Below are 15,105 nucleotides of genomic sequence, written 5' to 3' on the forward strand. Positions count from 1 at the left end.
ACGTGGTGGGGGCGCCGAATACCTGCCCGCCGCGTTCGCCCTCCCGGTCACCGTTCAGGGCGCTCTTGTGCAGGTGACGGGTCGCAGACGAGGCTGGTCGTATGACGGACATACGTATTGACCACGTCGTTCTGTGGGTGAGCGATCCCCTCGCCTCGGTGGATTTCTTCGAGAAGGCCGTCGGTCTGTCCTCGGTCCGGGCGGCCGAATTCGCGGAGGGCCAGGCGTCCTTCCCCTCCGTGCGTATCTCCGACGAAACGATCCTGGACCTCGCGCCGCGCACGATGGCCGGCGCCATGAACGTCGTCCCCGGAGTGGAGGGCGCGGCCGGCCATCCGGTCAACCATGTCTGCCTGGCCATGGAGCGGGAAGCGTTCGACGCTCTGCGTGACCGGCTGGAGGCGCACGGGGTGCCCGTCAGCCCGTACTCCCATGACTCCTTCGGAGCCCGCGGCAGCGCACCGCGAAGCTTCTACTTCCGCGATCCGGACGGGAACGTCTTCGAGGCCCGCCACTACGCGTGAGGCGCCTCTAGGGCCTGTCCGGGCGCAGGCTAGGGTGCCCGCCATGACGAACCTTGATCACGCTCCCGCCTCCTTCGCCGTACACATCCCCGACGCCGAGCTGGAGCCGGAGCCCCTCGACCCGGACCAGATCCTCTCCGGTGACCCGGAGGTGACGGGAAAGGTGCTGTGGGAGTCCGCCGACGGCAAGCAGGTGCGCGGCATCTGGCAGATCACCCCCGGCGTCGTCACCGACACCGAGGCGAACGAGCTGTTCGTGGTGGTCAGCGGTCGCGCGACCATCGATGTCGAGGGCGGCGACACCCTGGACGTCGGTCCGGGCTCGGCGTGTGTGCTGCGGGAGGGCGACCGTACGACGTGGACCGTGCACGAGACGCTCCGCAAGGCCTACCACATCAGCCTTTGACGCTTCCTGTCCGCGCGGCCGGCCGGCGGCGGGCGGTCAGCACGGTGAGCGCTGCCAACGGCAGCAGCAGGGCGGCGCCGATGGCGTTCAGCCAGCCGTAGCCCGCCTGCGAGACGATCAGGCCCGCCGCAGCGCCGCCGATGCCCGCCGCCGTGTTCATGGTCAGGTCCGACAGGCCCTGGACGGCGGCGCGGGCGGGCTGCGGCACGGAGTCGGTGAGCAGCGCCGAGCCGGAGACCAGTCCGGCGGACCAGCCGAGCCCGAGGAGGAAGAGCCCGGCGGCCGTCTGGCCGTGGCTGGGGCCTGCCGTGCCGGCCAGCAGCGCCGCACAGGACAGCAGGCCCACGGCGAGTCCGATCACCGCGAGGCGCCCGACGCGGTCCGAGAGCCAGCCCATCACCGGCGAGAACGCGTACATGCCCGCGATATGACCGCTGATCACCAGACCGATCAGCTCGAGGTCGGCGCCATGGTGTCCGAGGTCGACCGGTGTCATCACCATGATGGAGACCATCGCGGTGTGCGACACGGCCACGGTGACCAGCGCGAGGCGGGCCCGAGGGGAGGCCGCGACCGCGGCGAGGCCCGCGCGCAGCGAACGGCCTTCGGCGGACTCGTGCTCCTGCGGGGCCAGGGCCCGCGCGGTGAGCAAGGGGTCCGGCCGCAGCAGCACCGCCACCACCACGCCGGCCAGCAGGAATATCGCGGCCGCCCACAGGAACGGTCCCGCCGTCTCCGGTATCGCGGTGTCCGCGAAGCCGTGGCTCGCCGGCGCCGAGAGATTGGGCCCGAGGACCGCGCCTATGGTCGTCGCCCAGACGACCGTGGAAATCGCCCGGCCACGCCGGTCGGGCTCGGCGAGGTCGGCGGCCGCGAAGCGGGCCTGGAGATTGGCGGAGGAGCCGGCCCCGAAGCCCGCCATCCCGAGCAGCAGCAGCGGGAAGTTGTCGATGACGGCGGCGAGCACGACCAGGCCCGCGCCGAGGGCACCGACCAGGTACGCGAGGACGAGACCCGGGCGCCGGCCCCGCGAGGTCATCAGCGCGGCCAGGGGCATCGACAGCAGGGCCGTGCCGGCCACCGAAGCCGTGGGGGCCAGGCCGGACAGCGCCTCGGTCCCGCTGACCTCGGTGGCCAGCACGGGCGCGAGAGCGATGCCGATGGGTACGCCCAGGCCGCCGAGGATCTGGCTCACGATGAGCACGGCGGAGGTCCGCCGACGCAGCGCGGGCAGGTCGGGCACGACCACGGTCGGCCCGGTTCTGTCGGTAGCGGTCACCTGACGTACGCCCTTCCTCCATCGGCGGTCGCAGTCCCCGTCGCCGAGGGTCGCGGTCGCGGTCGCCCCGGTTGCGGTACATGCGGTTGTAGTTACCGCAGCAGTGTGCCACCCCTTACGCCGGGGCGACAGCGGGTAAACGCGGCCGAGGCCGGCGCGCGGCGACACAGGTCAGAACAGCGGCTGCGGCAGGACGCCCTCCAGCGCCAGCAGCCGGCGCTTCGTCTCCAGGCCGCCCCCGAAGCCACCCAGCCCACCGTCGCTCTCCACCACCCGGTGGCACGGCACCACCACCGGCAGCGGATTCGCCCCCATCGCCGCACCCACCGCCTGCGCGGCACCCGGCTGTCCCACCCGCGCGGCCAGCTCCCCGTAACCCACGACCGCGCCGTACGGCACGGTCGCCGCGAGTTCACGCAGCACCTGGCGGTTGAACCCGGATATGAGGGACCAGTCCAGCGGCAGCTCGAAGTCCCTCAGGTCGCCCGCGAAATACGCCGCGAGCTGACGTATCGGCTCGGCCAGCCGGGCCGAGCCCGGCGCTTCCACCGGCTCGGTGCCCAGCCGGGCACGCAGCCGGTCGAGCATCCTGTCCCGCACCGCCTCGTCGGCATGGAAGACGACGCTGACGAGCCCCTCGCCGGTCGCGGCGAGGAACAGCGGTCCGATCTCGCTGCCGACGACGGCCCACTCCACCTCGAACTGCGCGCTGCTGTTCACGCGAACCACGGTACGGCCGGCCACTGACAACGCTGCCCGGCCGCCGGTCGGGCAGCGTCCGCCCGCCCGGTCCGGCCCTGGCGTCAGTCCCCGCAGACGGCCGCATGCACGACATCGGGGCTGTTGGTGATGATGCCGTCCACGCCCAGATCCCGGGCTCGTACCGCGTCGGCCGCGTCGTCGACGGTCCAGGTGTTCACCTCGAGCCGGTCGCCGTGTGCGCCTGTCAGCCCGTGGACCGCCGCCACGTATCCGGAGCTGATCGTCGTGTGGGACGGATTGATCCGGTCCGCGAACTGCGCGTACGCCGCCAGGTCGGCGACGGCCGGCGTACCGAGCAGCCCGGTCGTGACGTCGGGGCGCTGCACGTGCACGGACCGCACGCTGGCGGCGTCGAAGCTCTGGATGACGAGCCGCTCATGGACATGGACCGCGTCCAGCCAGCCCGCCGCGTCCAGCACCCGCAGGGTGTCCTGCTCGATGCCCGGGTACAGCTGGGGTTTCTTGATCTCCAGCAGGAGCCTCTGCTGATTCTCGGAGAGCCGGTTGATGTACTGCTCGAGCGTGGGCACGCGGGCTCCCGCGAACTTCTGGTCGAACCAGCTCCCCGCGTCCAGCCGCGCGATCTCCGCGGCGGTGAAGTCCTTCACCTTCCACGGGGCACGGTCCGGGAAGACCTCCTCCGCGTTCGTGGTGCGCGCGAGGCTGTCGTCGTGGATGACGACAAGCCGGCCGTCCTTGGTGCGCTGGACGTCGTTCTCGACCCATTCGAACCCCATCCGGTCCGCCAGGTCGACCGCCGCGAGGGTGTTCTCCGGCGCGTACGCCGACGCGCCCCGGTGCGCGAACACCACCGGACCGTTCGCGCAGCCGGGCGTCCGAGCCTGTGCGGAGGAGACGGGGGCGACCAGCACGGTGGCCGCGAGGAGCGCTGCGGCGGCTGCTGCGCCGGGACGTACGTACATGCGTTCTCCTCACGGCTCACGACGAAGCTCACCAAGCCTGACGTCGGCTGCTGGACAGCCCACACGTGCAGGATGACCACAACGTGAACGAATCCGCGCGGATCGTGACGGCGGTACGTTTCTGCAGTGCCAAAATGCCCGGAGCCGGTGCGCGTGCCCCGCCCGCCGCCCTACTCTCGCCCTCAACCGGGCCCTTCACACCATCACTTGGGCCGCACCTCCCCGAGGACGGGCTGAAGGGCAGACACACATGCACGGCACGGTCGACGGTTTCAGCTACGGCCTGGTCACGCCGCTCGCGGCGTATCTCATGGCCTGTCTCGGCGGCGCTCTCGGGCTGCGCTGTGCCACCCGGTCCCTGCTGGTCAACCGCTCCTGGAAGCCCGGTTGGCTGGCCCTGGGCGCCACCGCCACCGGTTCCGGAATCTGGAGCATGCACTTCATCGCGATGATCGGCTTCTCCGTCGCGGAAACTCCGCTGAGTTACGACAAAAGGATTACTTTCGCCAGCCTGGGCATCGCGATCGTCATGGTCGGCGTCGGCCTCTTCATCGTCGGCTACCGCGGCACCACGCCCATGGCGCTGGTCACCGGCGGAACGATCACCGGCCTCGGCGTCGCCTCGATGCACTACCTGGGCATGGCCGGCATCCAGCTGCGCGGACGGTTCGAGTACGACACGGTCACGGTCGCCCTCTCGGTCGTGATCGCGGTCGTGGCGGCCACCGCGGCGCTCTGGGCGGCGGTCTCGGTACGCGGCTTCCTGCCCGCGCTCGGCGCCAGCCTCGTAATGGGTATCGCGGTCAGCGGCATGCACTACACGGGCATGGCGGCGCTCAGCGTCCGGCTGCACGGGCCGGAGTCCCCGGTCGGCGGTGACTCTCCGGCCACCCTCCTGGCGCCCATGCTCGTCGGGCCGGTGATCTTCCTCTTCGTGGCCGGCGTCGTGGTGATGTTCGATCCGCAGCTGGTCATGGGCACGCAGGACTGGCAGAACCGGGCGACCGCGTCCCGGACCCCGCCGCTCCCGCCGGCCGCGCCCGGCCCCCGGTCCGTACGCACGCCCCGCGGCGGCGCTCCGTACCGCAGGGACTGGTGATCCGCGGCCGATCGGGCGTGAGTGTCAGTGGGGGGTCGTACGGTGGTTCCATGCGGCCCGTATCCAAGATCGAACGCACGGTGGCGCCCTTCGAGGTCGTCAGTCCCTACCAGCCGAGCGGTGACCAGCCGACGGCCATCGCCGACCTGGAGCGGCGCATCCGCGCAGGCGAGAAGGATGTCGTGCTGCTCGGTGCGACCGGCACCGGCAAGTCGGCGACCACCGCCTGGATGATCGAAAAGCTCCAGCGCCCCACCCTGGTGATGGCGCCGAACAAGACGCTCGCGGCCCAGCTGGCGAACGAGTTCCGCGAGCTCCTGCCGAACAACGCCGTCGAGTACTTCGTCTCGTACTACGACTACTACCAGCCGGAGGCGTACGTTCCGCAGTCGGACACGTACATCGAGAAGGACTCCTCCATCAACGAGGAGGTCGAGCGGCTGCGCCACTCCGCCACCAACTCGCTGCTGACCCGCCGCGACGTCGTCGTGGTCGCCTCCGTCTCCTGCATTTACGGCCTCGGTACGCCGCAGGAGTACGTCGACCGCATGGTCCCGCTCAAGGTCGGCGAGGAGATCGACCGCGACCAGTTGCTGCGCCGCTTCGTCGACATCCAGTACACCCGCAACGACCTGGCGTTCACCCGCGGCACGTTCCGGGTGCGCGGCGACACCGTCGAGATCTTCCCGGTCTACGAGGAACTGGCCGTCCGTATCGAGATGTTCGGCGACGAGATCGAGGCGCTCTCCACGCTCCACCCGCTCACGGGTGAGGTCATCAGCGACGACAGTGAGCTGTACATCTTCCCCGCCAGCCACTACATCGCCGGCCCCGAGCGCATGCAGAAGGCGATCGCCGGAATCGAGGCGGAGCTTGCCGAGCGGCTGGCCGAGCTGGAGAAGCAGGGCAAGCTGCTGGAGGCCCAGCGGCTGCGTATGCGCACCACGTACGACCTCGAGATGATGCAGCAGATCGGCTCCTGCTCCGGCATCGAGAACTACTCGCTGCACATGGACGGCCGCGAGGGCGGATCCGCGCCCAACACCCTCATCGACTACTTCCCGGAGGACTTCCTCCTGGTCATCGACGAGTCGCACGTCACGGTGCCGCAGATCGGCGCGATGTACGAGGGCGACGCCTCCCGCAAGCGCACCCTCGTCGACCACGGCTTCCGGCTGCCGTCCGCCCTGGACAACCGGCCGCTGAAGTGGGAGGAGTTCCTGGAGCGGATCGGCCAGACCGTCTATCTCTCGGCCACTCCCGGAAAGTACGAACTCTCGCGCGGCGACGGCTTCGTCGAGCAGATCATCCGGCCCACCGGGCTCGTCGACCCGCAGGTCGTGGTCAAGCCCACCGAGGGCCAGATCGACGACCTGGTGCACGAGATCCGCAAGCGCACCGAGAAGGACGAGCGTGTTCTGGTCACCACGCTCACCAAGAAGATGGCCGAGGACCTGACGGACTACTTCCTTGAGCTCGGTATCGAGGTCCGCTACCTGCACAGCGACGTGGACACGCTGCGCCGGATCGAGCTGCTGCGCGAACTGCGCTCCGGCGAGTACGACGTGCTGGTCGGCATCAACCTGCTCCGGGAGGGCCTCGACCTGCCCGAGGTGTCGCTCGTGGCGATCCTGGACGCCGACAAGGAGGGCTTCCTGCGCTCCGGGACCTCCCTGATCCAGACGATCGGTCGCGCGGCGCGCAACGTGTCCGGCGAGGTCCATATGTACGCCGACAAGATCACCCCAGCGATGGAGAAGGCGATCGAGGAGACCAACCGCCGCCGGGAGAAGCAGATCGCGTACAACACGGAGAACGGCATCGACCCGCAGCCGCTCCGGAAGAAGATCAACGACATCGTCGCGACGATCGCCCGTGAGGAGATCGACACCGAGGAACTGCTCGGCACCGGCTACCGGCAGGGCAAGGAGGGCAAACCCGCCAAGGCGCCGGTGCCCGCCCTGGGCGCGAAGGCGGTCAAGGGCGGCCGCAAGGCGGGCAAGGGGGTCGGCGGTGCCAAGGAGGAGGTCCTCACCGACCGGCCCGCCGCCGAACTTGCCGCGCTCATCGAGGAGATGACCGAGCGCATGCGGGCGTCCGCGGCGGAGCTGCAGTTCGAGGTCGCCGCCCGCATCCGCGACGAGGTGAGCGAACTGAAGAAGGAGCTACGGCAGATGCGGGAGGCGGGCATCGCCTAGGGCCTCTCTTTCGGATCAGGCCGGATCAGTGAGCGGGGTCTGGTGCCGTGGATCGCAAGGCGGAGGAGGGAGGCATGGCGGAGCCATGCCGACCGACGACAACGCGGCGAGGCGCGGTGCCAGGGCCCGCGAGCCCGGCAAGATCCGAAAGAGAGGCCTAGGTCCCGTCCTGGTGCGGGCGAGGCTGCGGGGTGCCGACCATGAGGGACTGGTGGCGGTGTGTTGCAAGACCGCCACAAAAGTGGGACGCGCCCGCAGCACTGCCGGCGGGACTGCGTAGGGTGCTGAACAACTGCTCGCACGGGCGGTTGAGGGGGCTGTGCTATCCCGGGGGACGATCCCCGGACCCCCGGCGACTGGAGAGGGGACAGCGCGTGACGGTCAACATGACCAAGGGTCAGGCCATCAGCCTGCAGAAGTCCGACGGGGGAACCCTGACCGCGGTGCGGATGGGGCTCGGCTGGCAGGCGGCGCCGCGTCGCGGTCTGTTCGGTTCGCGTACGCGTGAGATCGACCTGGACGCCTCGGCGGTGCTGTTCGCCGACAAGCAGCCGGTCGACGTGGTGTTCTTCCGCCACCTGGTGAGCGACGACGGTTCCGTCCGGCACACCGGCGACAACCTGGTCGGCGGCGCCGGCCAGGGCGGCGACGACGAGGCGATCCTCGTCGATCTGCAGCGCGTCCCGGTGCACATCGACCAGATCGTCTTCACGGTCAACTCGTTCACCGGCCAGACGTTCCAGGAGGTGCAGAACGCCTTCTGCCGCATCGTCGACGAGACCAACGGCCAGGAGCTGGCCCGGTACACGCTCGACGGAGGCGGCCAGTACACCGCGCAGATCATGGCGAAGGTGCACCGCTCCGGCTCCGGCTGGCAGATGACGGCGGTGGGCAACCCGGCCAACGGCCGCACGTTCCAGGACCTGATGCCGGCGATCCTGCCGCACCTGTAGGACGCGCGGCACGGCCAGTACGGCGATTGCGCCGGCCGCAGCTCCCGGAGGCACCCGCCGCCGGGAGCTGCACCGCACCACCCGACTCGACGAGGGGACAGAGGCGATGACGGCCGAGCTGGTCCGGGGGCAGAACCACCCCTTGCCCCAGACCCGTTTGGAAATCCGCGTATCGGCCGGGAAGCCGGTGGTGGCGGGCGCCACGCTCAGTGACGAGCGCGGCAGGGTCCGCGGCGTGGAGTGGGTCGCCCACCCCGGCTCGCCCCAGCTGCCCGGCCTGGAGGTGTCGAGGCAGGCGGCCGCCGACCACCGGCTGGCCGTCGATCTGGGCGCCCTTCCGGAGTCCGTGCACCGGGTCAGCATCCTGCTCGCGCTGCCGTCCGGGGGCGGCGGACCGGTCCGCTTCGGTGCCGTCGCGGCGCCCTTTGTCGCGGTCACCGGCCTGGACGGCACGGAGGTCGCCAGCTATACCGTCACCGACCTGGAATCCGAGTCCGCGGTCGTCGCCCTCGAGCTCTACCTGAGGCAGGGCGCGTGGAAGGTACGCGCCGTGGGTCAGGGGTACGCGGGCGGGCTCGCCGAGATGCTCGGTGACCAGGGCCTTCCGCAGGCCCACGAGCTGGCCGCCGCCATCCAGGACGCGGTGGCGAGCGGGCTGGCCCGCTCGGTGTCGACGCCTCCGCCGCGCACCCCGGACGGGGACCGCGTCCGGCACACGGCGTCGCAGCCGGCTCCCGCCACCGGCCAGACCGGGGCCGTCCACCCCCAAGCCGACCAGCCGCCCACGGCCCCCACCGTCCCCGGCCCCACGACCACCCCGACCCCCTACGGCACGCCGGCCCACGGCACCACCGCCCATGGCGGCACCCCGCACGGATCCGGTGCGGGGGCGCCGCAGGCCGGTGGCCCCGCTCTGCCGCACGACGGCGGTACCGGTGGCGGCGGCCCCGTCAACCACGCGCACCCCGGCCGGCAGGCCGCCGCGCCTCCGCCGCCGCCCCCGACCGCGCCGCCCGCACAGCCCGGGCAGCCGCCGACGCCGGTCGCCGGTGACGCCACCGGCTGGTCCATGGAGGAGCGCCTCTACAACCAGGTGTGGGGCATGTTCGAGGACCTGGCCCGCGCCACCGCCGCGTACCGCAGTGCCGTGGACTTCGCCGAGTCCCGTATGGAACAGGAACTCGACCGGGTCCTCTCCGACCCGCGCAGCCGCATCGGCAGTACCGGGGACAACGCCCGCGCCGCGGCCCGCGCCAAGCACGACCAGCTCGTCGACCACGCGCGCACGGCGCTCGACCGCGACCTGGCCCAGCTCGCCGCGGAGTCGGGGGTCGTCGAGCCCGCCCTGCCGCCGGCCTTCGCCCGCTGGGACAACCCGGTGTGGCACGCCTACCGGGTGCCGATGGAGGTCCCGATGGCGCTCCGCGTCGGCGATCTGCATCTCCCCGAGTGCACGGATCTGCGGATTCCCATGCTGGTGCGGCTGCCGCTGGAGCGCGGCCTGTGGATCGACAGCGGCCGCTCCGGCTCGGACGCCGCCCTCATGATGGACTCCGGGCAGCTGCGCCGGCTCGCCATGGACACGGCCGTCGCGACCGCCGCCCGGCTGCTGGCGGTGTACCCGGCCGGCGACTTCTCGGTGCATGTGATCGACCCGGCCGGTTCCGGTGCCGCTGCACTCGCTCCCCTCGTCCGGTCCGGGGTGCTCGGCGAGCCGCCCGCGGCTGGTGCCGGGGGAGTGGCCGCTGTGCTGGCCAAGCTCACGCAGCGGGTGGACCTCGTACAGATGGCGATCCGCGGGGGAGCGCCGGATTCGCTGCCGCCCGACCTCGACACCGCTGAGCAGTTGCTGATCGTCAACGACTTCCCGCACGGTTTCGACGACCGTGCGGTCACCCAGCTGCGTTATCTCGCCGACGAGGGTCCGGCGGTCGGCGTGCATCTGGTGATGGTCGCGGACCGCGAGGACGCCAGCGCCTACGGACCCGTGCTCGACCCGCTGTGGCGTTCGCTGCTGCGGATCACCCCGGTTCCGGACGACCACCTGGCCGACCCGTGGGTCGGGCATGCCTGGACGTTCGAGCCGCTGCTGGCGCCGCCCGGCAGCCAGGTGCTGGGGCAGGTGCTCGGTCAGGTGGCCGAGGCCCGTAGGACCTGGCGCCGCTGACTCGGCACGACCCACCTGAACTGGCTTTTTGGTACCGGCTTTACCAACCCCTTTACCTTTCCTTGGTAATCCCTGTACCCTTCTGTGTGCGGAGGGGAGTACTCCCACTGCGGCGTTCCCGTCAATACGGACCGAAACCGGTCCCGGGGCGTCGGCCCGCGGTACGCGGCCAGCGTGCCCGGGTGGAAGAGACCTCCGGCAGCGATGACGCTGACTCTTGAGCCGTAGCCATCTGCCGGAGGCATTGTGGACGTTTCCTTGACCATTTGGGTCCTGACCATCGTCGGTCTGGGCATCCTGATCGGCGCCGACTTCTTCATCGGCCGCAAGCCCCACGACGTGTCGATCAAGGAAGCCGGCACCTGGACGATCGTCTGGATCGTCCTCGCCGCGCTGTTCGGCCTCGGGTTGCTTTTCTTCGGTGAGAGCCAGGCGGCCGGCGAGTTCTTCGCGGGCTACATCACCGAGAAGTCCCTCAGCGTCGACAACCTCTTCGTCTTCGTCCTGATCATGGCGAAGTTCTCGGTGCCCTCGCACCTCCAGCAGCGGGTGCTGCTCATCGGCGTACTGATAGCCCTGGTTCTGCGTGCGATATTCATCGCCGCCGGCGCCGCGATCATCGCCAGCTTCTCGTGGGTCTTCTACATCTTCGGCGCGTTCCTGATCTACACCGCCTGGAAGCTCATCCAGGAGGCGCGCTCCGACGAGGAGGATGAGGAGTTCGAGGAGAACAGGCTCCTCAAGTCGGTCGAGAAGCGCTTCGGCGTCGCCGACCGGTACCACGGCACGAAGCTGTTCATCCGCAACAACGGCAAGCGCGTCCTGACCCCGCTGATGGTGGTCATGCTGGCCATCGGCACCACCGACGTGCTCTTCGCGCTGGACTCGATCCCGGCGATCTTCGGCCTGACCCAGGACCCGTACATCGTCTTCACCGCCAACGCCTTCGCCCTGATGGGCCTGCGGCAGCTGTACTTCCTCATCGGCGGCCTGCTCAAGAAGCTGGTCCACCTGAGTTACGGCCTGTCGGTCATCCTCGGCTTCATCGGCGTGAAGCTGGTGCTGCACGCACTGCACGAGTCGGGGGTCCACGTCCCCGAGATCTCGATCCCGTTCTCGCTGGCCGTGATCTGCGGTGTGCTGGTGATCACCACCATCACGAGCCTGATGGCCTCCAGGAAGCAGGAGGCCGCCGAGGCGGCCAAGAAGGCGGAGCCGGCCCGGGACGGCGAGAAGGACAGCGACAAGGACAGCGTCGACGCCTGACCGCGCACGCCTGACCGCGCACGACGCAGAACCTCAGCACCGGCCGGAGTGGCGCGCACTCCGGCCGGTGCGCGCTTGTACGGCTGTACGACGCAAGCGGGTCAGGCGGATGCGGCCTCCGTCGCGTCGGCCGCCTCCGCCTCCTTTGCGAATCCCGTCCTCGCCGACGTCGGCAGAGTCTCCGGCAGCAGCGCGAAACAGCCGAGGCTGAGCAGCGCGATGCCGGTCAGGTACGCGGCCACGCCCCACGGCGGCCCGTCCCCGGCGGCCACCGCGGTGGCGACGATCGGGGTCAGCGCGCCCCCGACGACCCCGCCCAGGTTGTAGCCGACGGCGGCGCCCGTGCAGCGCACCCGTGGCTCGTACAGCTCGGGCAGATACGCGGCGACCACCGCGAACATGGTGATGAAGGCCAGCAGCGCGCCCAGGAAGCCGAGGAACATCAGCAGTGGTTCGCCGGTGCTCAGCAGGGCGATCAGCGGGAACATCCACAGCGCCGCGGCCGCACACCCCAGCAGGCACATCGGCCGCCGCCCGTAGCGGTCACCGAGCATCGCCGCGAAGGGTGTCGCGGCGCCCTTGATCGCGACGGCCGCCATGATGCACGCCAGCATCACGGTCCGGCTCACTCCGAGCCGTTCCGTCGCATAGGCGAGCGACCATGTGCTCACCGCGTAGAAGACGGCGTACCCGACCGCGAGAGCGCCCGCGGTCAGCAGGACCAGCCGCCAGTGCCCGCGTACCACCTCGGCCAGCGGCGCCGTCGCCCGGCGGCCCGTCTCCGCGAGCTCCTTGAACTGCGGTGTCTCCGTCAGGGACGTACGCAGCAGCAGCCCGGCCAGCGCGAGCACGCCTGCCGCCCAGAACGGCACCCGCCACCCCCACGAACGGAACTGGGCGTCGGTCAGTGCCGCAGAGAGCGCCAGCATCACCCCGTTGGCCAGCAGAAACCCGACCGAGGGCCCGATCTGCGGGAAGCTCGCCCACAGCCCGCGCCGCCGCTCGGGAGCGTGTTCCGCGGTGAGCAGCACCGCGCCGCCCCACTCGCCGCCGAGGCCGAGTCCCTGGAGGAAGCGCAGCGCCAGCAGCAGCACGGGCGCGGCGACTCCGATCGACCCGTAGGTCGGCACGCAGCCGACCGCGACCGTCGCCACGCCGGTGAGCAGGAGCGAGCCGAACAGCACCGGCCGCCGGCCGTAGCGGTCGCCGATATGACCGAAGATCACCGACCCCAGCGGCCGGGACAGGAATCCGACGCCGAAGGTGCCGAACGCGGCCAGCGTCCCGGCGAGCGGGGAGAACGTCGGGAAGAAGAGCGGTCCCAGGACCAGCGCGGCAGCGGTCCCGTAGACGAAGAAGTCGTAGAACTCGATGGCGGTTCCGGCGAGCGACGCGGCCGCGAGGCGGGCCATGGACGGAGAGCCGGACGGGGGGTGATCTTCGCGCATGCCGCTCCAACTACCCGCTCCGGAGGGCGGTTACGGGGCGCGCGGAGGCATCCGCGCCGGGCGGCGTGCACCCCGCCTCGTATGACCGTGCAGCGGTGCCTGCAAGAATTCGGCACGCCCGGCCCATCCACCGTGCTCCGGGCTCCGAAGAACAGACGGGGGCCGAAAGCGTGCGGCCCGGTCGACGAAGGAGCTGAGGACTGTCCATGGCCGTACGCGACACCCAGGCGCTGCCTCCCGGTCCCGCTCTCGTCGTCGAGCGGACCGCCGAACCGCCGCGGGCCGCCGTCGTGCTGCTGCACGGCGGCCGTGCGGACGGGCTGGAGCCGCCCACGCGCTGGAACCTGCCGGGCGCCCGGATGCGGCCGTTCACCCGGGCGATCGCGCGGGCCACCGCCGCCGACGGCGTGGTGCTGGCGCAGGTCCGTTACCGCCACCGCGGCTGGAACGGCGGACGGGGAGACGCGGCTCGCGACGCCCGCCGGGCCCTGGACGAACTGACCCGGGTGACCGGACCGGTTCCCGTCGTCCTGGTCGGCCACTCGATGGGCGGGCGGGCGGCCCTGCGGGTGGCGGGCCACCCCGCGGTACGGGCGGTCGTGGGTCTGGCCCCGTGGTGCCCGCCCGGTGAACCGGTGGAGCAGCTGGCGGGCCGCCGGATCGTGCTGCTGCACGGTGACCGCGACCGGGTGACCGATCCCCGGGAAACCTGGGCGTTCGAGGAGCGGGCGCGGGCGGCCGGCGCCGAGTCCTGCGCGCTGCGCATGCCCGGCGGCGATCACGCCATGCTCCGGGGAGCGGGCGCGTGGCATGCCCTCACCACCCGGATCGTGACCGGGCTGCTGGGGCTGGGCCCGCTGCCCCCGGAGGTGGCGGAACGGTTCGCCGGGACCACGACACCCCTGACCGATACCGCCGGCTGAGCGACCGGCGGCGCTGAGCTACCTGCGGGTGAGCGGCCCACCGCCCTGAGCGGCCCACTGCCCTGAGCGGCCCGCCGCGCTGAGCGGCGTGGCCTACCAGCCGCGGGCGCGCCACTCCGGCAGGTGCGGCCGCTCGGCGCCCAGCGTGGTGTCCTTGCCGTGGCCCGGGTACACCCAGGTCTCGTCCGGCAGCCGGTCGAAGAGCTTCCGCTCGACGTCGTCGATCAGGCTCGCGAAGGCCTTCGGGTCCTTGTGGGTGTTGCCCACACCGCCGGGGAATACGGAAGGCGCCAGACGGATAACATTCACCCATGGCAGCCACTCTCGCGACCATCCGCACGCTGATCTTCCTGTACGCCCGGATCTCCGAGGACCCCCGAGACCAAAGACGCGGCGTCAAGCGGCAGATGGGGGACCTGCGCGACTTCGCCGACACCCTCGGCGGCGAGATCGCTGGTGAATGGACCGACAACGATTTGAGTGCACACTCCGGTGAGGAACGCCCCGGATACGACGCGATGATGGCAGCCGCCCTCGCGGCCGCTGCTCAGCCCGGGGTGCGCGTCATCGTGGCGGCCTACCACCCGAGTCGGTTGTGGCGTCGGCGCGTTGAGCGCGCTCAGGCCATCGAAGACCTCCGGGCCGCCGGCTGCTTCGTTGCCCTCGAGTCCGGTGGGTTCTTCAACATGCGCAAAGCGTCCGACCGGTCCCAGCTGGCGAACCTCGGTGAGAGCGATACCGCTGAGTCCGAGGTGAAGTCCGAGCGCGTAGCCCGAGCTGCCCGCGAGCGAGCCGAAGAGGGGCGGGCGAACGGCAAGGTTTCCTACGGCTGGCGACGGCAGTACCGCCACGACGACCGCGGACAGGTCATCGGCTTCGACGACCTCGAACACCCCCAACAGGCCCCCATCGTCCGCGAGATCGTCACCCGACTCCTGTCCGGCGACACCCTCATCGGCATCACCACTGACCTCAACAAGCGCGGAGTCCCGTCCCCGGGCGCTGGGCAGAACCGTAAGCGCCGCACCCTCGGCCAGACCGAAGACGGCAGCCTGTGGAACAAGACCTCAGTGAAGAAGATGTCGGCGTACGGCCTTAGCTCCCCAGTTGTGTACAGACGAACGTCCCCAGACGTCAGGCCACTTCGGTCTCTCGCT

13 protein-coding genes and 1 pseudogene are annotated in these 15,105 nt (G+C 70.8%); 9 read left to right on the forward strand and 5 right to left on the reverse strand.

Annotated elements, in window-relative coordinates:
- The first annotated feature begins 101 nt into the window (after positions 1-101).
- Together ACWV17_RS21920 and ACWV17_RS21925 are read left to right on the forward strand one after the other, a co-directional pair.
- The gene (locus ACWV17_RS21920) at positions 102-524 is read left to right on the forward strand and encodes a VOC family protein (RefSeq protein ID WP_455361087.1); all 423 of its coding nucleotides are present in this window, start codon (positions 102-104) and stop codon (positions 522-524) included.
- Positions 525-567: 43 nt separating this feature from the next.
- A complete protein-coding gene (locus ACWV17_RS21925; RefSeq protein WP_455361088.1) occupies positions 568-930 on the forward strand; it encodes a cupin domain-containing protein in 363 nt (120 codons plus the stop codon).
- Here the strand turns inward: ACWV17_RS21925 and ACWV17_RS21930 are convergent.
- From ACWV17_RS21930 to ACWV17_RS21940, 3 genes are all read right to left on the reverse strand, one after another.
- Positions 920-2,209 (reverse strand): MFS transporter, encoded by a 1,290-nt coding sequence (locus tag ACWV17_RS21930; protein WP_455361089.1) that lies wholly within the window; start codon positions 2,207-2,209, stop codon positions 920-922. The two genes, ACWV17_RS21925 and ACWV17_RS21930, sit on opposite strands and share 11 nt — an antisense overlap.
- 171 nt (positions 2,210-2,380) lie before the next feature.
- Positions 2,381-2,929 (reverse strand): methylated-DNA--[protein]-cysteine S-methyltransferase, encoded by a 549-nt coding sequence (locus ACWV17_RS21935; RefSeq protein ID WP_455361090.1) that lies wholly within the window; start codon positions 2,927-2,929, stop codon positions 2,381-2,383.
- An 83-nt stretch (positions 2,930-3,012) separates the two neighbouring features.
- Positions 3,013-3,894 (reverse strand): glycerophosphodiester phosphodiesterase, encoded by an 882-nt coding sequence (locus ACWV17_RS21940; protein WP_455361091.1) that lies wholly within the window; start codon positions 3,892-3,894, stop codon positions 3,013-3,015.
- A gap of 250 nt (positions 3,895-4,144) precedes the next feature.
- Between ACWV17_RS21940 and ACWV17_RS21945 the strand changes: the two genes are divergently transcribed.
- From ACWV17_RS21945 to ACWV17_RS21965, 5 genes are all read left to right on the forward strand, one after another.
- Positions 4,145-4,993, forward strand: coding sequence for an MHYT domain-containing protein (locus tag ACWV17_RS21945; RefSeq protein ID WP_455354261.1), 849 nt, complete (start codon positions 4,145-4,147; stop codon positions 4,991-4,993).
- A 50-nt stretch (positions 4,994-5,043) separates the two neighbouring features.
- Positions 5,044-7,191, forward strand: coding sequence for an excinuclease ABC subunit UvrB (uvrB, locus tag ACWV17_RS21950; RefSeq protein ID WP_455361092.1), 2,148 nt, complete (start codon positions 5,044-5,046; stop codon positions 7,189-7,191).
- 374 nt (positions 7,192-7,565) lie between these two features.
- Positions 7,566-8,144, forward strand: a complete 579-nt coding sequence (locus tag ACWV17_RS21955) for a TerD family protein (protein WP_455354259.1) — start codon at positions 7,566-7,568, stop codon at positions 8,142-8,144.
- A 106-nt stretch (positions 8,145-8,250) separates the two neighbouring features.
- Positions 8,251-10,311 carry a TerD family protein gene (locus ACWV17_RS21960; protein WP_455361093.1) on the forward strand — a complete coding sequence of 687 codons (2,061 nt, stop codon included), beginning with the start codon at positions 8,251-8,253 and terminating at the stop codon, positions 10,309-10,311.
- 246 nt (positions 10,312-10,557) lie between these two features.
- Positions 10,558-11,577, forward strand: coding sequence for a TerC/Alx family metal homeostasis membrane protein (locus ACWV17_RS21965; protein WP_455361094.1), 1,020 nt, complete (start codon positions 10,558-10,560; stop codon positions 11,575-11,577).
- A 101-nt stretch (positions 11,578-11,678) separates the two neighbouring features.
- Here ACWV17_RS21965 and ACWV17_RS21970 read toward each other — a convergent pair whose 3' ends face one another.
- Positions 11,679-12,989, reverse strand: a complete 1,311-nt coding sequence (locus tag ACWV17_RS21970) for an MFS transporter (RefSeq protein WP_455361101.1) — start codon at positions 12,987-12,989, stop codon at positions 11,679-11,681.
- 242 nt (positions 12,990-13,231) lie between these two features.
- On the opposite strand from ACWV17_RS21970, the gene ACWV17_RS21975 reads away from it, so the two are divergent.
- Positions 13,232-13,948, forward strand: coding sequence for an alpha/beta fold hydrolase (locus ACWV17_RS21975; protein ID WP_455361095.1), 717 nt, complete (start codon positions 13,232-13,234; stop codon positions 13,946-13,948).
- Positions 13,949-14,041: 93 nt separating this feature from the next.
- Here the strand turns inward: ACWV17_RS21975 and ACWV17_RS21980 are convergent.
- Positions 14,042-14,230, reverse strand: a pseudogene (locus tag ACWV17_RS21980) (MBL fold metallo-hydrolase); the annotation flags it as partial.
- A 29-nt stretch (positions 14,231-14,259) separates the two neighbouring features.
- On the opposite strand from ACWV17_RS21980, the gene ACWV17_RS21985 reads away from it, so the two are divergent.
- A partial coding sequence (locus ACWV17_RS21985; RefSeq protein ID WP_455361096.1) for a recombinase family protein occupies positions 14,260-15,105 on the forward strand: 846 nt, incomplete at its 3' end.

Source organism: Streptomyces mabaensis, from assembly GCF_053763515.1.